General features: G+C 55.6%; 17 protein-coding genes and 3 rRNA genes. 5 read left to right on the top strand and 15 right to left on the bottom strand.

Translation table 11 applies throughout. The features are described from left to right. Nucleotides 1-32: 32 nt before the first annotated feature. From J4859_RS13135 to J4859_RS13160, 6 genes are all read right to left on the bottom strand, one after another. Entirely contained in the window at nucleotides 33-644 is a 612-nt protein-coding gene (locus tag J4859_RS13135) for an ATP-binding cassette domain-containing protein (protein WP_212330422.1), read from the bottom strand. Between the two features lie 289 nt (nucleotides 645-933). Continuing rightward, on the bottom strand, nucleotides 934-1,443 hold the full coding sequence (locus J4859_RS13140; RefSeq protein ID WP_212330424.1) for a nitroreductase family protein: 510 nt from the start codon (nucleotides 1,441-1,443) through the stop codon (nucleotides 934-936). Nucleotides 1,444-1,522: 79 nt separating this feature from the next. Continuing rightward, nucleotides 1,523-2,320, bottom strand: coding sequence for a Cof-type HAD-IIB family hydrolase (locus J4859_RS13145; RefSeq protein WP_212330426.1), 798 nt, complete (start codon nucleotides 2,318-2,320; stop codon nucleotides 1,523-1,525). 377 nt (nucleotides 2,321-2,697) lie between these two features. Continuing rightward, a 5S ribosomal RNA gene (gene rrf / locus J4859_RS13150) occupies nucleotides 2,698-2,812 on the bottom strand. A gap of 95 nt (nucleotides 2,813-2,907) precedes the next feature. Beyond that, a 23S ribosomal RNA gene (locus J4859_RS13155) occupies nucleotides 2,908-5,857 on the bottom strand. A 243-nt stretch (nucleotides 5,858-6,100) separates the two neighbouring features. Next, nucleotides 6,101-7,614: ribosomal RNA gene (locus J4859_RS13160) — 16S ribosomal RNA — on the bottom strand. The 16S, 23S and 5S rRNA genes sit together here, the layout of an rRNA operon. An 838-nt stretch (nucleotides 7,615-8,452) precedes the next feature. Here J4859_RS13160 and J4859_RS13165 point away from each other — a divergent pair. The 4 genes from J4859_RS13165 to J4859_RS13175 all read left to right on the top strand — a co-directional run bounded on the left by J4859_RS13165 (nucleotide 8,453) and on the right by J4859_RS13175 (nucleotide 11,759). After that, nucleotides 8,453-8,665, top strand: coding sequence for a hypothetical protein (locus J4859_RS13165; RefSeq protein WP_212330428.1), 213 nt, complete (start codon nucleotides 8,453-8,455; stop codon nucleotides 8,663-8,665). A 1,022-nt stretch (nucleotides 8,666-9,687) separates the two neighbouring features. Then, nucleotides 9,688-9,813: a hypothetical protein gene (locus tag J4859_RS17155; protein ID WP_256436751.1), complete on the top strand. Its 126-nt coding sequence runs from the start codon at nucleotides 9,688-9,690 to the stop codon at nucleotides 9,811-9,813. A gap of 279 nt (nucleotides 9,814-10,092) precedes the next feature. Continuing rightward, the gene (locus tag J4859_RS13170; protein ID WP_212335350.1) at nucleotides 10,093-10,521 is read left to right on the top strand and encodes a transposase; all 429 of its coding nucleotides are present in this window, start codon (nucleotides 10,093-10,095) and stop codon (nucleotides 10,519-10,521) included. Between the two features lie 353 nt (nucleotides 10,522-10,874). After that, complete coding sequence (locus tag J4859_RS13175; protein WP_212330430.1) at nucleotides 10,875-11,759, top strand: methionyl aminopeptidase; 885 nt, start codon at nucleotides 10,875-10,877, stop codon at nucleotides 11,757-11,759. 501 nt (nucleotides 11,760-12,260) lie between these two features. Here the strand turns inward: J4859_RS13175 and J4859_RS13180 are convergent. The 4 genes from J4859_RS13180 to J4859_RS13195 are packed head-to-tail and all read right to left on the bottom strand — an operon-like array spanning nucleotide 12,261 to nucleotide 16,601. Next, nucleotides 12,261-14,288, bottom strand: coding sequence for a DUF4012 domain-containing protein (locus tag J4859_RS13180; protein WP_212330432.1), 2,028 nt, complete (start codon nucleotides 14,286-14,288; stop codon nucleotides 12,261-12,263). Between the two features lie 40 nt (nucleotides 14,289-14,328). Next, nucleotides 14,329-15,000, bottom strand: coding sequence for a CpsB/CapC family capsule biosynthesis tyrosine phosphatase (locus tag J4859_RS13185; RefSeq protein WP_212330434.1), 672 nt, complete (start codon nucleotides 14,998-15,000; stop codon nucleotides 14,329-14,331). 6 nt (nucleotides 15,001-15,006) lie between these two features. Continuing rightward, the gene (locus tag J4859_RS13190) at nucleotides 15,007-15,933 is read right to left on the bottom strand and encodes a CpsD/CapB family tyrosine-protein kinase (protein WP_212330436.1); all 927 of its coding nucleotides are present in this window, start codon (nucleotides 15,931-15,933) and stop codon (nucleotides 15,007-15,009) included. Between the two features lie 2 nt (nucleotides 15,934-15,935). Next, a complete protein-coding gene (locus J4859_RS13195; protein WP_212330438.1) occupies nucleotides 15,936-16,601 on the bottom strand; it encodes a YveK family protein in 666 nt (221 codons plus the stop codon). Between the two features lie 154 nt (nucleotides 16,602-16,755). Between J4859_RS13195 and J4859_RS17925 the strand changes: the two genes are divergently transcribed. Beyond that, nucleotides 16,756-16,923: a helix-turn-helix domain-containing protein gene (locus J4859_RS17925; RefSeq protein WP_371812260.1), complete on the top strand. Its 168-nt coding sequence runs from the start codon at nucleotides 16,756-16,758 to the stop codon at nucleotides 16,921-16,923. A 321-nt stretch (nucleotides 16,924-17,244) separates the two neighbouring features. Here the strand turns inward: J4859_RS17925 and leuB are convergent, their stop codons facing one another. From leuB to ilvD, 5 genes are read right to left on the bottom strand one after another with little or no spacing between them, the layout of a single operon-like run. Beyond that, nucleotides 17,245-18,387 carry a 3-isopropylmalate dehydrogenase gene (gene leuB, locus J4859_RS13205; protein WP_212330440.1) on the bottom strand — a complete coding sequence of 381 codons (1,143 nt, stop codon included), beginning with the start codon at nucleotides 18,385-18,387 and terminating at the stop codon, nucleotides 17,245-17,247. A 6-nt stretch (nucleotides 18,388-18,393) separates the two neighbouring features. Then, nucleotides 18,394-18,918 (bottom strand): 3-isopropylmalate dehydratase small subunit, encoded by a 525-nt coding sequence (leuD, locus tag J4859_RS13210; protein WP_212330442.1) that lies wholly within the window; start codon nucleotides 18,916-18,918, stop codon nucleotides 18,394-18,396. 15 nt (nucleotides 18,919-18,933) lie between these two features. After that, a complete protein-coding gene (gene leuC, locus J4859_RS13215) occupies nucleotides 18,934-20,181 on the bottom strand; it encodes a 3-isopropylmalate dehydratase large subunit (protein ID WP_249113650.1) in 1,248 nt (415 codons plus the stop codon). A gap of 37 nt (nucleotides 20,182-20,218) precedes the next feature. Further along, nucleotides 20,219-21,493 (bottom strand): ATP-binding protein, encoded by a 1,275-nt coding sequence (locus tag J4859_RS13220; RefSeq protein ID WP_212330445.1) that lies wholly within the window; start codon nucleotides 21,491-21,493, stop codon nucleotides 20,219-20,221. Nucleotides 21,494-21,510: 17 nt separating this feature from the next. Beyond that, nucleotides 21,511-23,181 carry a dihydroxy-acid dehydratase gene (ilvD, locus tag J4859_RS13225; protein WP_212330447.1) on the bottom strand — a complete coding sequence of 557 codons (1,671 nt, stop codon included), beginning with the start codon at nucleotides 23,179-23,181 and terminating at the stop codon, nucleotides 21,511-21,513. Between the last annotated feature and the right edge of the window lie 5 nt (nucleotides 23,182-23,186).

The raw sequence follows: 23,186 nt of genomic DNA on the forward strand, positions 1-23,186 counted from the left end.
GCATATCCCCTTGTGGTGCCTAAATCGTCACCTTATGCATTCTCCGAATAGGTCAACTTTCCCGCTTCTAAGTGATGGGTGCCTTTGGCCAGCCCATCATTGGGGCGATGGCGGATACGCAGCGCACAGGCCTTGTTTCCTACAAAGCGCACGATCATGTTCCCTACTGCGCGTGCGGACTCATCGTCGAGCGATGCATCCACCTCGTCGAGCAGCAGTACTTGCGGCTTCGTTACAAGGACCCTCAAAAGTGCCACACGGGCAGCCTGCCCGCCGGAGAGCTGCGCGGCATTGCGCGAAAGTCCCACCTCAAGTTTTGCATCCTCGAGGCACTGCTCTAAGTAATCATCCTTCGGACGTGGGGCGCTCTCACGCACTGTAAGCGTCCAAGGTAGCAGCAGATTGTCTCGTACGGTTCCGGGTATGAGCGTCGCCTTCTGCGGCACCAGAGCGACTCTTTGCCGCCACTCCGTCGGCTCAAAGGTACGAAAGTCCTGACCGTCCAGGAGCATCGTGCCGCCCTGCAGGGGCAGCAGGCGGGCACAGGCGCGCAAAAGCGTGGTCTTACCGGAGCCTGAGGGCCCCGTCAAGTCATAGATGCACCCTGCGTCGAGCGCCAGTGAGACATCATTCACGGGCGGCACCGAAGACTGTTGGGAAGCTCTGTCTGCCTTCGATACATCCTCACCCCTTGATGTGGGCCCATCTGATTGGGAGCTCAGGAGATCGCTGTAAGATACCGTAACGTCACAAAGCTCAAAGAGTGCCATACCAGCTTCTTCGATAAAACAGACCTGTAGAAACAGCAATAGTGAGACTCTGAATCATGTATTCTCGCCTCACAAATCAGCGCCAAATGGCCCGCTATCAGGCTCATTTAGTGCCGCAGTCAGGCTTGATCAGGCGTATAGATCAGGTCTCTGTAAACAAGGACTATAGGATCTTTGCCCGCTCGCCTAAAGGCTTCTTCTCCTTTTGGGAAACCGGCTTGGCAGGTTTCCCAAATGGGACGATCGTACGGATCGTCTTGCCTTCGGAAACATGCAGCAACTTCGCGAGCTTTGCGCTCATATCACCTGAGCGAACCATGCCGTCCATCCAGACCCCGGCGCAGCCACAGGCGGTGATCGCGAGCATGAGGTTCTCAGTCGCAGCGCCGTAGTCCACCATCTCAAAGTTCATGCTGCCATGATCATTAGGCTCACTGGCTACGACCAGGATAACCGGCGCAGTCTTGGTGGCTGGAGTCGGCAGAAGCTCAGCAATCTGTTGCCTGAGCTTTGCATCCCGGACGGCGATGAACGAGACGGTTTGACCGTTATATCCGGAAGGTGCCCTGACACCTGCATCAAGAATAGCCTTGAGATCCTCATCCGGTACCTCGACAGGAAGAAATTCATCGCGGTAACTCCCACGCTGTTTTACAACATCAAAGAAATCCATATGGCATTGACCCCTTTATCACGCATACAAACAAAGCAATACCCTAAGCAAACCACGCTCGACGCAGAAGGTGATTAGCTTACTTCACACTCCCCAGAATCTTGCGTATTTCCTGCTGCACGGCGTACTCTTTATTGGTTCCGATCACGCGCTCAGCAATCTGTTGCACCGCATAGAGGGCGTTGCCCATCACCAGTGGGTGCCCAACATAGCGAAGCATCGCGTAATCGTTCATAGAGTCTCCGAAGGCTACGACTTCGTCACGTTCGATGCCGTAGTACTGCATCAGCTGAGCTAACCCAGTCGCCTTGTTTATGCCGCGGGGCAACGTATCGATCCAGGTATCGCCGGAAGGCATAAAGACAAACTCATCGCCGAGCTCCCGCTCGAGGACGTAGGTCATATCCATGCAATCCTTGGGACGGTCACAGCACACTGCGGCTTTGATGATGCTGACATCCGGGGCAGGTGGATCATCGACTCGCTGGGCGTTCGGCAAATCCTTATCAAGTTCGCGCACATAGTGGGACAGGTCATCCAGGATATAGGTATGCGCATCGTCATATAAAACCATATGCAGGCAATCAAATTGCTCACACGTTTGGTAGAGTTTTTGAATACCTAGGTACGAAAAATCTTCCCGATCCAAAAGCTTTCCATCTGCGTAGACTTGACAGCCCAGCGAGGCTACGAAATCCATCTTGTCCGCTACGGGTTTGAAGAACCAACGCAGCGTGTCATAGCGGCGACCACTACTTGCCACAAATATGATGCCCTTCTCTCGAAGCGCTTCTACTAGCTCATATGTCTCAGGCGGTACCTGCGAGTGTTCATCGAGAAGCGTACCGTCCATATCGGTCGCGATAAGTTTGATCATGCCAACGATCCCTTCTGAGATTGTGACAATAGATATCAGCAAATGAATACATATTCATTTGCTGAACGATTCCAATGGCCCAAGAATACATCATTGTACGCCTCATAAGGTTCCCACACAGAACCATTCAATGAAATAGTAAAGGATAGCAATCGAAATGAGGAACCGTTAGGTACATCAAACTTTTCTATGTGAATAATACCTATCTACCAGCCACAGTGCAGAATCTTATACACACATCCTGGCCGACAAATAAAACGCAACAGGAATGGCAATTGAGTCGATCAGCAAGATGATACGGGAACATACAAACCAAGAACCAACAACCGAAGCCCTTGATCCTCAATCAATATCTAACTACAAAAATATCCCTCGTTGGTCAGCGACGACCTACCCTCCCACGGACTACACCGCAGTACTCTCGGCGCTCGGGGGCTTAACTTCTGGGTTCGGAATGGGACCAGGTGTACCTCCCCTGCCATAATCGCTGACCAACGAGGGATATTCTCTTGTGAAGGGAAACGTGTACCTTCAGGGCCGCATAGCACACATATAAGGCAAAAGATATATCGCATACGTGATATCGTAAAAAGAAGAGCTCGGCCGATTAGTGCCGCTCGGCTCAATGCATTGCTGCACGTACACCTGCGGTCTATCAACCTCGTGGTCTACGAGGGGCCTTACCGAAAGGAAAACTCATCTTGGGACGGGCTTCCCGCTTAGATGCTTTCAGCGGTTATCCCAACCGGACTCAGCTACCGGGCAGTGCCTGTGGTAGACAACCCGTACACCGTAGGTCCGTCCACCCCGGTCCTCTCGTACTAGGGGCAGCCTCCCTCAATTTTCCTACGCCCACGGAGGATAGGGACCGAACTGTCTCACGACGTTCTGAACCCAGCTCGCGTACCGCTTTAAATGGCGAACGGCCATACCCTTGGGACCTGCTCCAGCCCCAGGATGCGATGAGCCGACATCGAGGTGCCAAACCTTCCCGTCGATGTGGACTCTTGGGGAAGATCAGCCTGTTATCCCCGGAGTACCTTTTATCCGTTGAGCGACGGCCCTTCCACTCAGAAGCCGCCGGATCACTAGAGCCTGGTTTCCCATCTGCTCGGCTTGTTTGCCTCGCAGTCAAGCCTGCTTGTGCTCTTGCACTCAAAAGGATGATTGCCGACCATCCTGAGCAGACCTTACGCGCGCCTCCGTTACTCTTTAGGAGGCGACCGCCCCAGTCAAACTACCCACCAGACACGTTCCCCGTGCCGGATCACGGCCACGGGTTAGGATGCCAGAACGTCGAGGGTGGTATTCCAAGGGTGACTCCACTGAGACTGGCGTCTCAATATCTCAGTCTCCCACCTATCCTCTACACGACGGACCGGCAGCCAATGTCTAGCTGCAGTAAAGGTTCACGGGGTCTTTCCGTCCTTCCGCGGGTAAGTCGCATCTTCACGACTAGTGCAATTTCACCGGGTCCATGGTTGAGACAGCGTCCAAATCGTTACGCCTTTCGTGCAGGTCGGAACTTACCCGACAAGGAATTTCGCTACCTTAGGACCGTTATAGTTACGGCCGCCGTTTACCGGGGCTTAGATTTGCTGCTTTGCTTGCGCTGACAGCTCCTCGTGACCTTCCGGCACCGGGCAGGCGTCAGACCCTATACGTCGTCTTACGACTTCAGCAGAGTCCTGTGTTTTTGATAAACAGTCGTTTGGACCTTTTCACTGCGGCCACATCCAGCTTGTGCAGCACGTGCACTCACACGCTGTGGCACCCCTTCTTCCGAAGTTACGGGGTTATTTTGCCGAGTTCCTTAACCATGGTTCTCCCGATCGCCTTGGTATATTCTACCCACCCACCTGTGTCGGTTTTGGTACGGGCTCCGAGTATCTCCCGAGAGGTTTTTCTTGAAAGTATGGGCTTGCTCACTTCGCTCAATCGTTTCGGGCGCCACCTCAGTTTATAGCGGCAGGCCGCATTTCACTGACCCGCCTACCTACGTGGCTCCACGGGGACGTCCAGAACCCCGCTTGAGCTACCCTGCTTTGTCACCCCATTGGTAAAAACGATACGTTGGAGGTGCAGGAATATCTACCTGCTGTGCATCGACTACGCCTTCCGGCCTCGCCTTAGCTCCCGACTGACCCTGGGAGGATTAGCCTTGCCCAGGAAACCTTAGGTTTACGGCGCAGGCGTTTCTCACGCCTTTCTCGTTACTCATGCCAGCATTCTCACTTCTTGCAAGTCCACGCAAGGTTATCCTTGCGCTTCACCCCATACAAGAAAGCTCCCCTACCAAAGTATCTATAAAGATACAATCCGTCGCTTCGGTACCATGCTTAGCCCCGTATATTGTCGGCGCATGTCCACTCGACCAGTGAGCTATTACGCACTCTTTAAATGAATGGCTGCTTCTGAGCCAACATCCTGGTTGTCTGAGCAAACGCACATCCTTTGCCACTCAGCATGAATTTAGGGACCTTAGCGGACGGTCTGGGCTGTTTCCCTTTCGAATACACGGCTTAGCCCACATATTCTGACTCCCAGGCTCTGAAACGCTGGCATTCGGAGTTTGATTGGTGTCGGCAGGCGGTGAGGCCCCCTCTACCATTCAGTGCTCTACCTCCAGTGTTGAACGCCTGAGGCTAGCCCTAAAGCTATTTCGGGGAGAACGAGATATCTCCAGGTTTGTTTAGCCTTTCACTCCTATCCTGAGGTCATCCCCTCAGTTTTCAACCTAAGTGGGTTCGGCCCTCCACGGGGTCTTACCCCCGCTTCAGCCTGCCCCAGGATAGCTCACCTGGCTTCGCGTCTACAGCATGCGACTCAATCGCCCTATTCAGACTCGCTTTCGCTTCGGCTCAGTTTCTGACTTTGACCTTGCCACACACCGTAACTCGCTGGCTCATTCTACAAAAGGCACGCCGTCACACTTACGCAAGGTAAGCGCTCCGACTGCTTGTAAGCACACGGTTTCAGGTACTATTTCACTCCCCTCCCGGGGTGCTTTTCACCTTTCCCTCACGGTACTTGTCCACTATCGGTCACGGAAGAGTATTTAGGCTTGGAGGGTGGTCCCCCCTGCTTCCCACCGGGTTTCACGTGTCCGGCAGTACTCAGGAACAGGCTCATGCGCTCTGTGTTGGATTCGCGTACGGGACTCTAACCCTTTTCAGTCAGCCTTTTCATGCTGTTCTGCTTCCGCAAGCGCTGCACTTTATTGCCTGCCCTACAACCCCGTCTGCGGTTTCCCTACAGGCGGTTTGGCCTCATCCCCGTTCGCTCGCCACTACTTGGGGAATCTCGGTTGATTTCTCTTCCTCCGGCTACTGAGATGTTTCAGTTCTCCGGGTTGCCTCGCCTAAGAATATGTGTTCTTCTAAGGCGTGCCAGAAAATGAGTTCTGGCGGGTTTGCCCATTCGGATATCTGCGGGTCAGCGAGCATGTGCCTCTCACCGCAGCTTATCGCAGCTTGTCACGTCCTTCATCGGCTTTCCGTGCCTAGGCATCCACCGTGTGCCCTTACCATCTTCTTTTTTTGCTTAAAACCTTGTCTTTCAATGGTTGGGATATCACTACCATCAATGTCTTTGCATTGATGCGATCAGATGCGATTATCTTTTGCTAGAAAAGAAAAATTGTTGCTTTTGTTGTGCTATGCGGCTCTCAAGGTACACGAGGGGTAAACCCTCAAAACCGGATACTTGTGACTCACCTGTCAAAGAAGTGAAGTGAAAAGACACACACCTATACAGTAAAGCTTTCTAAGTACTCCCTAGAAAGGAGGTGATCCATCCGCACGTTCTCGTACGGATACCTTGTTACGACTTCACCCCCCTTACCTTCCACACCTTCGGCGCCTCCCTCCAAAAGGTTAGGCCGACGACTTCGGGTGCAGACGACTCGGGTGGTGTGACGGGCGGTGTGTACAAGGCCCGGGAACGCATTCACCGCGGCGTGCTGATCCGCGATTACTAGCAACTCCGACTTCGTGGAGGCGGGTTGCAGCCTCCAGTCCGAACTGGGACCGGCTTTAGGGATTCGCTTGTGCTCGCGCAGTGGCACCCCGCTGTGCCGGCCATTGTAGCACGTGTGCAGCCCAGGACATAGAGGGCATGATGACTTGACGTCGTCCCCACCTTCCTCCGGCTTAACGCCGGCGGTCTCGCATGGGTGCCCGGCCGAACCGCTGGCAACATGCGACGAGGGTTGCGCTCGTTGCGGGACTTAACCCAACATCTCACGACACGAGCTGACGACAGCCATGCACCACCTGTTCAGACTCCTTTCGGCCACGGCGTTTCCGCCGCTTCATCTGAGTGTCAAGCCCTGGTAAGGTTCTTCGCGTTGCTTCGAATTAAGCCACATGCTCCGCTGCTTGTGCGGGCCCCCGTCAATTCCTTTGAGTTTTAGCCTTGCGGCCGTACTCCCCAGGCGGGGCACTTAATGCGTTAGCGTCGGCACGGAAAGTAAAGCCTCCCCACACCTAGTGCCCATCGTTTACGGCTAGGACTACCAGGGTATCTAATCCTGTTCGCTCCCCTAGCTTTCGCGCCTCAGCGTCAGTCATGGCCCAGAAGGCCGCCTTCGCCACCGGTGTTCTTCCCAATATCTGCGCATTCCACCGCTACACTGGGAATTCCACCTTCCCCTACCAGACTCGAAGCCCAGCGGTATCGGGAGCGGACGGGGGTTGAGCCCCCGGATTTAACTCTCGACCTACTGGGCAGCCTACGCGCGCTTTACGCCCAATGAATCCGGATAACGCTTGCCCCCTACGTATTACCGCGGCTGCTGGCACGTAGTTAGCCGGGGCTTCTTCTGCAGGTACCGTCACTTTCGCCTCGTCCCTGCTGAAAGCGGTTTACAACCCGAAGGCCTTCATCCCGCACGCGGCGTCGCTGCATCAGGCTTTCGCCCATTGTGCAAGATTCCCCACTGCTGCCTCCCGTAGGAGTCTGGGCCGTGTCTCAGTCCCAATCTGGCCGGTCGGTCTCTCAACCCGGCTACCCATCATTGCCTTGGTAGGCTTTTACCCCACCAACAAGCTAACAGGGCGCGGGCCCATCCCTTGCCGCTAAACACTTTCCCATCTTTTTCATGTGAGAAAGATGGAGTATCCGGTATTAACCACGGTTTCCCGAGGCTGTCCCGATGCAAAGGGCAGGTTGCCCACGTGTTACTCAGCCGTTCGCCACTCTATACACACCCGAAGGTGCTTTAACCGTTCGACTTGCATGTGTTAGGCGCGCCGCCAGCGTTCATCCTGAGCCAGGATCGAACTCTCCGTTCAAACCATTTGCAATCAAGCAAATAGAAGATGAAATGAAAGAGTGTGTGTCCTGTATCGAATGATCACGCTCGCCAAATAAAAAAGCGGATTCATCATGTAGTTCTCTTTTTTAAGAAAGAATTGACGGAAGTACATGGTGTTTAACTACCAAATACAACCGTTAGTACACAAATCACTGTCTTTTAGTGTTTGTCACACAGTATCCGGTTTTCAAGGTTCAGCGCACTTTGAAGACCAGTGCCCCGAAGCGCGAGCATTAACCCTACACGCCCACCGACCCCAAACATGTGGGATTTGTCATGTTCACAGAATGGACACAACTCAACTGGGGTTTTGCTGAAACGAATAGATTTCTGTCTCTGTACAGTATCATACCCTAGCTATTCAGACTCATTGCAGTAAAGCCCATCTTGTGTGCAAATTGAATTGATTTCTAGCCGTCAAGTATATGAGGGCTGATGCAGGCCGGCCGGCTAGCCCAGGTGATACAACTTTCCATGCCAAAGGGAGCTGTGCCCTGGAGCCTACTGGGCTCTGTGTTTGGTGACAACCTCTTCGGCTAGCCTTCAAGGAGAAAGTGGAACCGTCAGGATCCATGGTACGCAAAAGTCCCTTCCACACCCGCAGTGCCAAGGCCGAAGATACCAAGATCTGCCGGCCTAAGAAGGCCACAGTCGAGTGTTGCTGCTGTAAGCACATAGGCTTTGCTACCTTCGCTAAGCTAAGTGCCAAGATGGGAGTGTCCTGACTGCAGGCGCACGTACAGCTCGCTTACAGGGACAGTCTTTAAGCACACCAGGCACACACCCTGCCGAAGTAGGTATCACCCATCAGGCTCATGCGCTACAGTGTGCCCCTTAACTGCAAGAGACAAAGCGCTCAGATATCGCATCAAAAGCGCCTGGGGATGGTGGCATTGGGTCTTTCGTCCTCAAGGAAGTGCCTCTGGATCGACAAGGCCTACATCGCTGATGCGCACCTCTCCTGCGCCTTCGGGCAGGCGAGCAAGTATGCCCTGTCGGCGGGTTGGCACAGACGTCCTATGCCGTAGTCTGTGGCCACAAGCCGTCCACGGAAAGGATCAGAAGACCTTGCGGCCACTGAGCTGAAGGCGCAAGCGCGCCCACAGTAGGGCTGATGAGGGATTCAGGGGCTGTCACTGAATCCTACAAAGCCAGTTGTGCGCGATCCGCACTATCTGGACAGCATGGCGCTTGTGGACAATCTCTGCTTTTGGCTCAAGAGATACCTGTGGCACCTCACAGGTGTGTCCAAGGCCAACATGCAAAAGCTACCTCAACTGGTAGGTCTAGCTGTTTTGTGCCAAACAGGCAAGGCACAGATGGGTTGAAACTGCAAGGGCACCATATGCTTGTGGCCGATGTGGGTCTTCGCAGCTCGGCATGGGTCTAGCGGCCCTCATTTACTTGACTGTTAGGCTAGGGAAACGATGATTAATTCGGCTCGATGAGGTCGCTGAGGCTGTACGCTGTATGCCGCCGGCTTAAAATGGGCTCTTCGCTACTTATGGTGGGTAGCATATCTGCATCCCCTCGAAGGCGTGGCCTTTAAACGGCAGTATTTTCCCCGACAGGAAGCTGCATTCCTAAGGTGCGATATGGATGCTTAAGGCAGGGATGCTGGCAAGGCTCTTTAAGAGATCCCAGGGGGCTTAGGGACGAGTGGGAGCTCTGCGATGTCTGGTTTAAGGAGCGCGAGGGAGCGCAAGATAAGCTCCATGTGAGGGTGGCCCACAGGAAAGGGCCAGGCAGTCGAGTGTCCCGTATGCCACAGGAGGTGCGGCACCTGTGACACGCGCGAGAGGACCTTGTGGCATCTTAGCATCTGGCAGTGCGATACGATCGTGCACTGCGCGCTGCCCAGGGCGGACTGCCCCAAAGACGGTGTGCATGCCACAAGGATGCCCTGAAAGGTGCGGCCGAAGACGCACTTCACAGCACTCTTTAAGGCGCAGGTGATAAGTGATGGCGCTCTTTGGCATGAGCGTGACGCCGGTCGCGCAGCAGCTGCACGAGACAGCCCACGCGCATATGGAGGCTGCTGGGCAAGGCCGTGGCCGAGGCGAGGGATGCCGCCGACTACTCGGATGTCGTGCGCGTGGGCATAGACGACACCGCAAGGAGGCGCGGCCAAAGCTACATCAGCATCATGGCCAACCTCGACGGCCAGCGTGCCTGAGCCGTCACGCAGGGCAGGGACAAGGGGGCCTTAGGCAGGCTCTGAGACGAGCTTAAGGAGCACGCAGGGGATCGCACGAAGGTCTTAGAGGTCACGCGCGACATGGCTTAAGGCATACTCGCTTGGCGTAGCTGCAGAGATGCCCCAGGCCACACAGAGCGTGGGACAGCTTCCATGTGGTGCAGCTCCTGATGAGGGCGACAGACCCTGTGAGGTGCCAGGAGAGGCGCGAATCGGCGGAGAAGTACAAGGCAGCTTGCCCAGACGAAGTATCTGTAGCTGAAGAAGAAGGAGTCGCTCACAAAGCTCCAACTCGCCAAGAGGGAGGAGCTCGACCCTGCGAAGACCCATCTCAGGGAGGCACGCGCATGCCAGATGGGAGAGGCGCTGCAGGACGTCTATTCATGCGCAGACAGGGAATCGGCGGCAGCAGCCCCAGAGCGCCTCTGCTCGTGGATGATGCACTCTGCCGTGGCCGAGATGAAGAGCGTGGCGAGGACCTTCAGGAAGGAGCGGGAGGGGATCTTGAACTGGTGGAAGAGGGGATCTACCAACTCGTTCCTGGAAGGGCTCAACTCGGTCGTGCAGTCCGCCCGCAGCATCGCCAGGGGCTTCAGAAGCATCGCCTACTTCAGGACGATGATCTTCCTCAGGCTAGGCCGTCTGGACTTCACAGCCCAGAAGAAGCTCGCATGCGCTACCCACTAGAAACAGCGAAGAGCCTTTTATGAGAGGCCCCACACAGATCCTTGTTCGCTGCCGGCCTGAAGCCCTCTTAAGAACCTAGGGAAACGATGATTAATGCCTATGCCGGCCGCGAAAGGCCACGTAGCTAGTCCTTTCTGGCACATTATTGGGAATTAATCATCGTTTCCCTAGCTCAGGTGCTCTCTGAGCCCCCTTACCCGATTATTGTCACGTCAAACACAGAGAGAACGTGAGCTGCCTTTGCATGTATCTTTGGAGTTAATAGTAAGAGATCAATAGACAATTTGTTCATTGTTCTGCAGGGAAAGTTTCATAGAGTAAAGTTTTAAGCGTCTAGGACAAGGAGTGTATACATGTTTGATAAATTACCTGTTCCGGGTCGCAACGACCCCTGCTGGTGCGGAAGCGGCAAGAAATACAAGAAATGCCATGCAGCAGCCGATGAGAAAATGGAGGAGTTCGTGCTGAAGGGGGAAGAAGTGCTGCCACGCTCACTTCTGAAGACGAAGAAGGATATTGAGGGCATCAAAGCCTCTGCCGCCATCAACATAGGTGTGCTCGACTATGTGGGGAACCACATTAGGGCCGGCGTCTCCACGATGAACATCAACGAGTGGGTCGAATCCTACTTAAGTGACCACGGTGCCGTATCCGCAGACTTGAACTTTGAGGGCTATCCCTACAGCGTCTGCACTTCGATCAACGATGTGGTCTGCCACGGGTTCCCCAACAAGAAGGACGTCCTGAAGGACGGCGACATTATCAATGTCGATATGTCCACCATCAAAGACGGCTATTTCTCTGACTCCTCCCGTATGTTCTGTATCGGAAACGTGAGCGACGAACGGAAACGGCTCGTTGAGGTCACGCACGACGCAGTCCAAGCCGGACTCACCGCCGTAAAGCCCTGGGGACACCTGGGCGATGTGGGCGACGCGGTCCATCAGGTTGCCCTCGATGCTGGGTTTACTGTGGTGCGTGACTATGGCGGTCATGGTATCGGCAAAGAGTTCCACGAGGATCCGTTCGTGAGCTTTGTCGCAAAGCCACACACTGGTCCGATCCTGGTTCCAGGTATGTGCTTCACGATCGAACCGATGGTCAACGCTGGCAAACCGGACATCAAGATTGAGCGTTCTAACGGCTGGATCGTCCGCACCAAAGACGGCTCCGATTCCGCTCAGTGGGAAGTGCAGCTGGTCGTTACCAAGGATGGCTACGAGCTGCTCTCCTGGTAGCGTCTTAGCTATATCCGTACTCTTTCAGGTCAGGTCTTACGGCATAGGCCTGGCTTTCTTTTTGGCTCTTCGACGTTTCCCTAGCGACAACACACACCACCGTGTGGAGAATAATCTTCGTCTCCGTGGGCATCGTCTCAGTCACGGTTGCGCTGCGTGACGGCTTTTCCCCGATGTGTTCCTACCCTTTGATCTGCTTCCACTCGCACCTTAAGGCATGGGCTAGGTAGTACCTGCACTCGTCGCGATACCGATCGGCTTCATTATCGAGCACACACAGGACCGCTCAAGCACACTAAGCGCTTTTTCACTGGTCCACAGGGCAACATAGCGCCTTTAGGAGCTGTGCCTGCTGACCGTTCTCCCGCAATAGCTGCCTGCATGATTCAGCCAAAGGGCTATCAAAAATTTGTATCGTTCAATAGAGCAGTAGGGGCCATATCCTCGTGATACGGCCCCTACATTTATGCCCCTCGTATGTCCTGAAATGCTACTGCTTCTTTAAGCAAAGCTGCGGCCCGTCGGCGTAGTCCACAGGGTGAGATCACTTGCAGGGTTCGGAGCAGTCGTCACCGTATAGGTGAACGTCGTAGTGTTGGAGGGTAAGGTATTGACGTAGCCAGCGTACACATCGTGGTCGTAGAGCGTCGCCTCTCCCTGGTTCATGACCTCGTCCGCATCGATCTGGAAATTGCTGATCGAGCCGCCGGCGGGAGCCATTGCGAGGAAGGAGGTGATCATTCCATAGCCGTGTGACTCCGGAACAATGCCCGTGATGTACTCAGTCAGCTCATGCTGCATCTGATCGAGCGTCGTCGTATTGTGCAGAGTCACGGTCACCGGATAGGATACGCTGCCGTCGTCGTTGGTCGTGGGCTCACCCACGCTGCTGCGCATATCGAGGTACCAATCGAGCTTGGAGCCGGTTTTATCGTAGATGTAGAACCCAGCCCTCGGGTTTGCCGCGTCTTGGTTGATCTCCCCGTCGGCACCGAGGGCGGTGACCGCCTGCTCTTCGTCTGCGTTATTCATGTAGGCCAACAGACGTCCCTGTGTGATGCCGTCCCGGATAGTGGTAAACGCATCGACTAGATTGATAGAGCTCATTGAGCTTTTGAGTTTCTCCATCGTTCCGCTCGCGACCTCAGAAAAGAAGGGGTCCTGTTTCGCAGGGTCGAGGAAATACACCTGATTCAGCAGAACCTGAGCAGCATTGTCCCCGTCGACAACCGTACCGTCCGAAGTCGTGATCCCACCGGTCAGCTTGAGCATGCTCTGCAGGAAGACCGGGTCAAGGGCGATCACACCGTCGACGTCTCCATGGTCCTCTGCGTTCCAGCACCACTCCATCAGCTGGGCCGCACGCGGGAAGCTCGGGACGACATTTACGTCAGCTGGGGCAAACGAGGCACCGGACTGCATGAGCGTACCGACGACGGAGAACTCCTCGTCAGTCAGGGGGATCGTGCCCTGCGGGAAATGACCGCTGGCAGGCTCATAGTCCCCCAGAGTGATCGTTCCGTTATCGACGATCATCGGGATCCTAGATCCGGGGAAGCCGCCGGTGGAGCGGATCTCAGAGTTATTCTGCGCGACGATCAGATAGGTGCGCGGCCCATTGGCACCGAGCAGTGACGGCAGATAGGGCTGAACTTTCGCAAGCTCTGTCGTGGCGGCATCCAGACCATCCAGCGTTGTTTTGACCTTCTGCAACGGAGTGTTGATCTGATCCATCGAAGTAGGACCGATCGCATCAATCTGCTGCGAGGCATTCTCAATCGCCGGCTGTACCTGGATCAACTCGGCGGTGAGCGCCGTAAAAGCCGGGACATTGATAGCGCCATCTGAGAAGATCGCGCCGGAGGCATCTTGGCTCATGCGCTCGGCAATCGGGGTTACCACCTGGGTGGACAGGTCATTGGCTACGCCCGTCAACGCACGTACCTTCGGGATATCCGCCCCGGGGCCGGGGAAGACGCTCGCGATGTTCCACCAAGGGCTAGAGACTTCGTTGTTCATCTCAGAGGTAAGGTCTGTGATCCTCGTGGCACTCGTATTCATCGCCGACGTATCGCCTGAAGCGAGGTTCTTTGAGAAGTTGTTCGCTTCCTGCGTCAATTCGCTTGCATCGTCAGCCACCGTCTGCGCACTGTGGTAGACGCCGAAGGCCGCGATGCCGAGCACGACGACGATTGCGACGATCACGCGCACGATAATCGTGGTGCGGTGTTCCTTAGCGTGATGATAGCGATGCTTGCTGTTCTGCTCCGACTCCTGCACGAATGAGGGGTCAGTAAAGGGATCCCAGTTACCTGAGGCGTCAGGGGTGGCATGGCGTACGGGTTGTACGTTCTCTTCTGGTTCCTGCTCTGAATCCGACGGTTCATCCAACGAGGCGGATTTGGTATAGATCGGTGAGACCGAACGGACAGCTTTTGCGTGTACGTGGTGGCTTGCTTTGCCGTTTCTCTCCACGTTCTGACCAACGTCTTTATTGTCCGTGCTGTCAGACGAGTTCTTCTCCGCCATGAAAGCAATCCCTTCTCAGTGAAAACAAACAACGGCTATGTTACAGGATAGCGTTCCCCCGCCTCGGATTGGCCAATTTATCCCCGTAGCGGTCAACCGCGCGTTCAAACAGCGCGTAGTGTTTCACCCGATGTGCGTCACTTGCAATATAGGTGTAAAGCCCCCGCTCGAACAATTTCTTTGCGATCCGTTTTGCGTGGCCCAAACGTCCCCCGTGAATAAAGTCACCGGAAGCCTGCAGCTCACAGCCCAGATCCACCAGACGTTGGGCGAGCTCAATGTTTTTGCGGATCGCGGCATAGCGCTCAGGGTGGGCGATCACCACACGGTAGCCCAGTCCCTGCACGATATAGATCGTGCGCTCATAGGCCGCAAAGGAATCCTCAGTGCAGTTGGTATCAAGCTCAAGCAAAAACTGCCCGGTCTCGGGGGTCAGCAGATAGGGCGCCCACTTCCTCACGCCTAGCTGCATCAGCTTGGTGTGGTTCACCTCAAAGCCCATGTATATCGGGAATCCTGAGGCTGCAGCTTTGAATTGCTGAAAAGCGTGCTGCATCCGCTCATAGTCAAAATAGGGGTCCCTGCAATGGGGCGTACAGATAATGCTGGTGATGCCAGAGTGCTGTGCGGCCTCAAGCATCTTAAGGCTGTAGTCAAGGTTCGGGGATCCGTCATCGACGCCCGGCAGTATGTGGCAATGTATATCCTGCATGATACCTTAGTGGTTGACAGTTGAGGCATCGTCCGTGTAGTAACCGGCATTCTTCAGAAGCTCAGTAGTCTCATCGAGCGCAACCTTCACGGGCTTCTCAGAAGCTAAATGCGTTGCCGGACGACGATATGCCACAGCGGTTACATCCTGTGAGTTGTCGCTGTCATTAGGCGTCGCCTGCGCGTTATCAGGGGTGGCCACTGGAGCCTTCGAGGTATGCGGCGTATCCTCCTTCAGTATCTCGTAGGACTTGTTGTTGTCCTTGTTGGAAGATCCTTCCTCGTAGTAGTCATAGTACTTGTTCGAGGTATCCGCATCGGTGAAGTTGAGTATTGTGCCAATCACATGGGCACCTGCCTGCTTGAGCTGGGTGTAGGAGGCACGCACGTCCTCACGGCGCGTGAAGTTCTGGCGTACGACGAGCACGGTCGCATCGGTAAGCGAAGCCACAACGGCCGCGTCGACGAAGGTATTGACCGGCGGGGTATCGACGATCACATAGTCATACATCTTGGTGAGCGTGCCCATCAGATTGTGGAAGCGCCGCGACTGCAAGAGGTCTGCCGGATTGGGGATACTCGGCTCCGCATCCAGAAAGTAGAGGTTGGGCATACCAGCATTGATAGCAGCTTCCTCAACCGTGTGGCGTCCGGAGACAACCGAATAAAGGCCGTGTCTGCCGTGTGCGCCGAGGGCACTTGCCAAAGAGCGGCGGCGCAGGTCGCATTCGACCATAATGACTGTGGAGCCACCGGCGGCAAAGGCCTTGCCTAAGCCCACGGCAATCGTTGTCTTGCCCTCTGAAGGGATAGAGGACACCACCGCGATGCTGTGCGCCAGATGATCAACGGAAGAGAATCTGATGTTTGCGGCCAAGGTCTTGAGGGAGTTCTGCAGAATAACCTTGTCTGCTTTGTCACTTTTTCTCGGCATAATTACTTCCCCCGATCGATTTCAGGAATGCGGCCGATAATCGGTGTATCGATCAGCTCTTTAAGATCCTCAGAGCCACGTACACGGGTGTTGAGCATATCGGAGATAACGACGATTACGATTGCGACAAAAAGACCTGCGATAAAGGCTATTGCCACATAGAGAACACGGTTGGGGCCAGAGGGTGACTGCGGCACCTCCACCTCGCTGATCGGGTTGATGGACTCGACGTTCATCACATTGTGTGCGACGTTGGAGACATCCTTAATCATCGTGTTCACAATGTCTGCGGCTTTCTGCGGGTCGGGGCCCGTAACGGAAAGCGTGATGACACGGGAAGTCGTCTCATTGGTAACGTCGACATTGTAGCCTTTAAGCTCTGCAACTCCGACCTCTGAGGCCACCTCATTGGTGATACGGTCGCTCTTCAAGAGTTTCGCTACATCGTTCGTCAGCATCTGCGAAGCATTCAGATCTGAGTAAAGGTTGTTGCTGTTTGAGCTACTAGCTTCATTCTGTGCAAGGACATACATGCTTGTCGTTGCTGCATAACTGTTCCGGACAAAGGCAAACGAATAGACCCCGACGACAAGCGCACAGATGATCGGTACCAGTATCACGAACCGAGCATGCTTCTTCAGAAGTCTGAAAAGTTCAATTAGCGTCATACGGTTGGCTCTCTCACCATGTTTTTGCGATATAGACTGCATTTATTCTGACAAATTCTCATTACTAGTGCAATAACGAGGATAAAAAAGAACAGCGACCCGGGGTCTCTCGCAATGCGATGGTATCCGCGAAAAACAATCAAAGGCGATCACCCTGGGCTGCTACTATCATCTTAGCTTAGAAGAGCGAGAAGATGTCCTGCTTTCCCACACTGAGGGCAAAAACATATCCAAGATTGTCAGAAAGCTACATTGCGACAAGTCGACCATAGCTTGTGAGCTTGCAGCGAACTCATGCAACCAGGAAGTATCCGATATGTGATACAGAGGCATCTGTTGCACAGAGGCACTGCAACAGACGCAGGCAGTAGAGCCTCAAAGAGTTTTTGTGCCTGTGTGCAGGGCAAGACTATCAACTACCAGTGCTCACCGCAACAGATCACAGGAAGACTCACACTAGGGAAATGATGATTAATGCCTATGCCAGCCGCGAAAGGCCACGTGGCTAGTCCTTTCTGGCACATCATTGGGAATTAATCATCGTTTCCTTAGAGCGGTCCACACAGGTTGTTAACAAGCAGACGCAGCAACATGAGAAGAAACCCCATACTGCTGCATTACATTTGTTCTATGGCCTTCTATCTTACTTAGCACAACACTTGTTGAAAGCTTCGATCACCTTATCGCCCATCTCACGGGTTCCCAGTACCTTTGAGACAGGAGTCGCAGAATCAGCCAGATCAGCGGTTCTCCATCCCGCGTCGAGGACATCTTCCACTGCCGCATCAAGCGTAGCTGCCGCCTCATCCATCTTGAAGCTGTAGCGCAGCATCAGCGACACAGACAGAATCTGTGCCAGGGGGTTTGCAATACCCTTCCCGGCGATATCAGGCGCCGAACCGTGGCTCGGCTCATAGAGAGCGGTGCCATCTCCTAAAGAAGCGGAGGCGAGCATACCGAGGGAACCGGTGAGCATCGAGGCCTCATCCGACAGAATGTCGCCAAAGGTATTCTCCGTCACCAATACGTCAAACTGGGCGGGGTTTGCGACCAACTGCATCGCGGAGTTGTCGACCAGCATATCGGAGGATTCGACATCTAGATAGTCCTTAGCGATGCGGTGGTTGACTTCGCGCCATAAGCGCGAGGTGGCGAGTACGTTGGCCTTATCGACGGAAGTTACCTTGCCACGTCTGCCCTGTGCCGCCTCATAGGCCCAGCGTACGACACGTTCGATCTCATACTCCGAGTACTGCATCACGTCGCTGGCGAAGGAACCGGCACGGCCATTCACACCCGCACCCTCAACATGATCCTCACGCTTGTGCTCACCGAAATAGAGGCCGCCGGTAAGCTCACGCACGATCAGCAGATCGACGCCCTTGAGCCGCTCAGGACGTAAGGGAGAGGCATCCCGCAGCGCACGATAGATGTGGACCGGGCGCAGGTTGAGGAAGAGGTGCAGATTCTTGCGAATCGCCAGCAGTCCCTGCTCCGGGCGTACCGAAGCGCTCAGATCATCCCACTTCGGTCCTCCGACCGCCGCTAGAAGGACCGCATCTGCGGCCTGGGCAGCCTGCAGAGTTTCAGCGGGCAAGGCTGTGACATTTTCCCCGTTGTCACGCGTCGTGTCGATAGCGCTGCCGCCGATCAGGTGGTCCTCACAGACAAAGTCGACGTCGTAGGCAGCCCCCACCGCAGACAGGACACGTTTGCCCTCTGCCATGATCTCAGGGCCGATACCATCCCCGGGAAGCGTACAAATGTTGTAGGTCGTTGATACCATGGCTTCTTAAGCCTCCTTCGCCTGGGTAGCGTTACCTTCTTTCGCTATCCTTTTCTTCGCGTAGTTCACAAGTCCGCCGTCGTTGATGATCTCCTGGATGAAAGGTGGGAAGGGCTGCGCGGAGAAGGTCTTGCCGGTCGTCTCATCCTCAATCGTGCCGGTATCAGCATCCACCCGGATCCGATCCCCTTCGTTGATGGCATCGACGGCCTCGGGGCACTCCAGGATCGGGAGGCCGATATTGATCGCATTGCGGTAGAAGATGCGGGCGAAGCTCTTTGCGATGACGCAGCTCACACCTGCAGCTTTGATGGCCACCGGAGCATGTTCACGGGAGGAGCCACAGCCGAAGTTCTCTTGGGCTACGATCATATCACCGGGCTGAACTCGCTTCACAAAGGTCTTGTCCAGATCCTTGAGGCAGTGCTTGGCGAGCTCCTTCGGATCGCTTGTATTCAGATAGCGCGCAGGAATGATTACGTCGGTATCCACATCGCGCCCATAGCAAAAGGCATTTCCTTCAAATTTCATAGTGTATCCCCCTCCTTAATCCAGATCTGATGGCAGTGCGATGTGTCCTGCAACCGCAGAGGCTGCGGTTACCGCAGGAGAGGCCAGATAGACCTCGGAGGTGGGATCCCCCATGCGGCCGACAAAGTTGCGGTTGGTGGAGCTCACGCAGCGCTCCCCTGCCGCCAGGATGCCCATGTAGCCGCCGAGGCAGGGCCCACAGGTCGGGGTGGAGACCACGCAGTGGGCGTTGATAAAGATATCCATCAGGCCCTCATGTATGCACTCAAGCCACACCGCCTGGGTGGCGGGGATAATGATGCAGCGCACATTTGGTGAGACGGTGCGGCCCTTCAGGACCTTCGCGGCAGCCCGCATATCCTCGATACGCCCGTTTGTGCAGGAGCCGATCACCGCCTGATCGATCGTGATACCTCTGCTCTCAGAGACCGGATGGGTGTTGCTCGGCAGGTGCGGCCACGCCACCTGCGGCACGATATCCACTGCATCGAGGTGGATCACTTGCTTGTAGTGAGCATCCGGATCGGAGTGGTACTCGTGGGCGGGATGCTCTGCGCGTCCCTTGATGAACTCACGGCACTTGTCATCCACCTCGAAGAGGCCAGCTTTGCCGCCCGCTTCGATCGCCATGTTCGCCATCGTCAGTCGACCCTCAACCGAGAGGTTCCCAATCGTGGAGCCTGCGAACTCCATCGCGCAGTACAGGGCACCGTCGACGCCGATTTTGCCGATAATGTAGAGGATGATGTCCTTAGCGGTAGCGCCCTCGGGCAGCTCACCCTCAACCTCAAAGCGGATCGTCTCCGGCACCTTGAACCAGGCACGGCCAGTGGCCATGCCGACACCCGCATCGGTGGAGCCGACGCCGGTGGAGAAGGCACCGATGCCGCCGTAGGTACAGGTGTGGGAGTCAGCCCCGATCACGAGGTCACCCGGGACGACGATACCTTTCTCCGGGAGCAGCGCATGCTCGATGCCCATGCAGCCCTGCTCAAAGTAATGCGTAATGCCCATCTTATGGGCAAAATCGCGCGTGATCTTCGTCTGCTCTGCACTCTTGATATCTTTGTTCGGGGAATAATGGTCAGGAACCAAGAAAATCTTGTTCTTGTCCCATACGCCCGCCCCGATCTCACGCACGGTTTTAATTGCGATAGGAGCGGTGATATCGTTCGCGAGGACACCGTCCACATCACACTGGATGAGCTGGCCGGGAGTCACCTCGTCCAAGCCGGCGTGTGCTGCCAATATCTTTTCCGCCATAGTCTGAGCTCGCGCCATGAGATCCTCCTCCTTCTGTCTATGTCGTCAGGTGCTTATATTCGTTCATACTCTCTTCGTATGCTTCGCCTCCGTGCTCTGCAGAGGCTAAGCCGTCCACAAGCTGCCGGGCCCCACGTGCGGAGCGTCCGCCCTTGCGCAGCGCAAAGCGCTCCGCGGCCTGGTCGAGTTCTTTTTGATCCATCCGGATGCCGGCGACTTTCGCCAGCTTGTGTACGATATCTAGATAGACTTCCTTGCTCGGTTTCGAGAACGTCAAGTGGATCCCGAAGCGGTCCGAGAGCGAGACGATCTCCTGCATCGTGTCGTTGAGGTGAACGTCATCCTCCTGCTCACGCTCTGAGAAGGTCTCCTTCACGAGGTGACGCCGATTGCTCGTAGCGTAGATCACCACATTGGAGGACTTGGCGGAGACCGAACCTTCCAAGATCGCCTTCAGCGCCGCAAAGTTGTCGTCGTCACGGGCAAAGGAGAGGTCATCGATAAAGATAATGAAGCAGAGCGGATTCTTCGTCAGCTCGTCGAGCAGCGCCGGGATCATCGTGAGCTGCTCTTTGTGCACCTCAAGGATCCGAAGACCCTGATCCGCAAGTTCATTTGCAACTGCCTTGACCGTAGAGCTCTTGCCAGTGCCCGCATCGCCGGTCAGCAGGATGTTAGCTGCCGGTTTGCCGTGCAGCAGCGTCCGGGTGTTATCGAGGATGATCTTCTTTTCCCGGTCATAGTCCACAAGCTCATCCAGATTGATCGGATCGGGGTGGCGCACCGCCACAATGTGCCCTGAATCATCCATGCGGAACACGTGGTAACGCGCATACATCCCATAGCCGAACTGGTGGATATGGGAGAGCCGCTCCCGGTAGGTTGCGACGAGCTCGAGGTGCTGAGCGTCGAAGATTGCAAGCCCTGCACGGACTGGCTCAGGAAGCGTTGCGGTCAGGTCTTCAGGTGTGAGACAGGCAAGCTTCTCTAAGGTCTCAAGCTCTGAGGCGGTCGCCTCACCTAAGAGCGCTGATACCTTCTCTTTGGCGCCGACGCGCCTCAGAAAGACATTCTCGTCGTCGAGCACGACTTCTCGCACGTAGGGGGCAAGCCCGGAGAACCCGCGCGCGAACAGACCTGAGACAAACCGCGCGTAGGACTCCGCCAGGTCAAGCTGGGTGCCTTCCACACACTGAGAGGCAAAACCCAAGGTTGTAACCAGATCCGCAACCACCGGATTGTCAAGCAAGGAGCGGAAGACCACGAGGGTCTTCATGCGGATGTAGAGGTCTTCAAGTTCGCGTTGTTCCATAGAGGTTCACCTGACACTTACGCGTTGTCAGTGTCGTTCAAGATCGCGCCGCGGGCACCCGAGGAGACCAGTGCCGCATAGCGGGCCAGATAGCCGGAGAGCGGCTTTCTCTTCGGGACAAAGTTCTTCATGCGACGCTCGTACTCTTCGTCGCTGATCTCAAGTGTGAGCGTGCAGTTCGGAATATCGATCGAGATCAGGTCGCCTTCCTGGACGATGCCGATCGGGCCTCCGGAGGCTGCCTCGGGGGACACATGGCCGACACAAGCGCCTCGGGTTGCGCCGGAAAAGCGCCCGTCGGTGATGAGGGCGACGCTGTCCCCTAAGCCCATGCCCATGATCGCAGAGGTGGGGTTCAGCATCTCGCGCATGCCCGGACCGCCCTTCGGGCCTTCGTAGCGGATAATGACAACGTCGCCCGGCTTGATCTTGCCGGCATTGATTACCGCCTGTGCATCCTCTTCGCTCTCAAACACGCGGGCAGGTCCCTCATGTTTGAGCATCTTCGGGCTCACGGCAGAGCGTTTGACGACGGAGCCGTCCGGGGCCAGATTGCCCTTGAGGACTGCGATGCCACCGGTCGGTGAGTAGGGGTTCTGTGCGGTGTGGATGACCTCAGGGTTGCGGTTCTGCGCCTCGTCGATCTCCTCCCCAATCGTCTTGCCCAAGACGGTCAGGCAGTCACGGTTGATCAGTCCTACCTTATCGAGCTCCTTCATCACAGCGCCCACGCCGCCAGCCTCATTCAGGTCCTCGACGTAGGTGGGGCCAGCCGGAGCCAGGTGACACAGGTTCGGAGTCCTCTCGCTCATCCCGTTGGCGGCTTCCAGGCTGATCTCGATGCCGCACTCATGCGCGATGGCCGGTAAGTGCAACATCGTGTTGGTGGAGCAGCCCAGAGCCATATCCACCGTTAAGGCATTGTGGAAGGCCTCACGGGTCATAATGTCACGGGCGGTAATGCCCCGCTCACACAGGTTCATGACCGCCATGCCCGCATGCTTGGCAAGCTGCAGACGCTTTGAGTAGACCGCGGGGATCGTGCCGTTGCCCGGAAGGCCCATACCGATGGCCTCAGTGAGGCAGTTCATGGAGTTAGCGGTATACATACCGGAGCAGGAGCCGCAAGTCGGGCAAGCGTCGCACTCAAACTCGTGGAGCTTCTCCGCATCGATCTTGCCCGCAGAATAGGCACCCATCGCCTCAAACATGGAGGAGAGGCTCGTCTTGTGGCCGTCGATGTGACCCGCGAGCATCGGGCCGCCGGAGACAAAGGTTGTGGGCAAGTTCAGCCGTGCTGCCGCCATGAGCAACCCCGGTACGTTCTTGTCGCAGTTCGGGATCATAACCAGCGCATCGAAGTCGTGCGCCTTGACCATACACTCGGTGGAGTCTGCGATCAGGTCGCGGGTGACAAGCGAGTACTTCATGCCTTCGTGGCCCATTGCGATACCATCACAGACCGCAATCGCGGGGAAGACGACCGGCATGCCACCCGCTTCGGCAACCCCGAGCTTGACGGCCTCAGTGATCTTGTCGATGTTCATGTGGCCCGGGACGATCTCATTGAATGAGCTGACGATACCGACGAGGGGCTTTTTGACTTCCTCTTCAGTCCAGCCCAGTGCGTTGAACAGTGAGCGGTGCGCCGCCGCTTCGGGACCTACCTTGATTTTGTCGCTTCTCATGGATC

This window comes from Atopobium sp. oral taxon 416 (assembly GCF_018128285.1).
Classification (GTDB): Bacteria; Actinomycetota; Coriobacteriia; order Coriobacteriales; family Atopobiaceae; genus Olsenella_L.

Excerpts from the sequence above, each read along its gene's own strand:
- J4859_RS13140 (WP_212330424.1), bottom strand. The coding sequence starts at position 1,443 with ATGGATTTCTTTGATGTTGTAAAACAGCGTGGGAGTTACCGCGATGAA.
- J4859_RS13145 (WP_212330426.1), bottom strand. The coding sequence starts at position 2,320 with ATGATCAAACTTATCGCGACCGATATGGACGGTACGCTTCTCGATGAA.
- J4859_RS13165 (WP_212330428.1), top strand. The coding sequence starts at position 8,453 with ATGCGCTACAGTGTGCCCCTTAACTGCAAGAGACAAAGCGCTCAGATA.
- J4859_RS13175 (WP_212330430.1), top strand. The coding sequence starts at position 10,875 with ATGTTTGATAAATTACCTGTTCCGGGTCGCAACGACCCCTGCTGGTGC.
- J4859_RS13180 (WP_212330432.1), bottom strand. The coding sequence starts at position 14,288 with ATGGCGGAGAAGAACTCGTCTGACAGCACGGACAATAAAGACGTTGGT.
- J4859_RS13185 (WP_212330434.1), bottom strand. The coding sequence starts at position 15,000 with ATGCAGGATATACATTGCCACATACTGCCGGGCGTCGATGACGGATCC.
- J4859_RS13190 (WP_212330436.1), bottom strand. The coding sequence starts at position 15,933 with ATGCCGAGAAAAAGTGACAAAGCAGACAAGGTTATTCTGCAGAACTCC.
- J4859_RS13195 (WP_212330438.1), bottom strand. The coding sequence starts at position 16,601 with ATGACGCTAATTGAACTTTTCAGACTTCTGAAGAAGCATGCTCGGTTC.
- leuB (WP_212330440.1), bottom strand. The coding sequence starts at position 18,387 with ATGGTATCAACGACCTACAACATTTGTACGCTTCCCGGGGATGGTATC.
- leuD (WP_212330442.1), bottom strand. The coding sequence starts at position 18,918 with ATGAAATTTGAAGGAAATGCCTTTTGCTATGGGCGCGATGTGGATACC.
- leuC (WP_249113650.1), bottom strand. The coding sequence starts at position 20,181 with ATGGCGGAAAAGATATTGGCAGCACACGCCGGCTTGGACGAGGTGACT.
- J4859_RS13220 (WP_212330445.1), bottom strand. The coding sequence starts at position 21,493 with ATGGAACAACGCGAACTTGAAGACCTCTACATCCGCATGAAGACCCTC.
- ilvD (WP_212330447.1), bottom strand. The coding sequence starts at position 23,181 with ATGAGAAGCGACAAAATCAAGGTAGGTCCCGAAGCGGCGGCGCACCGC.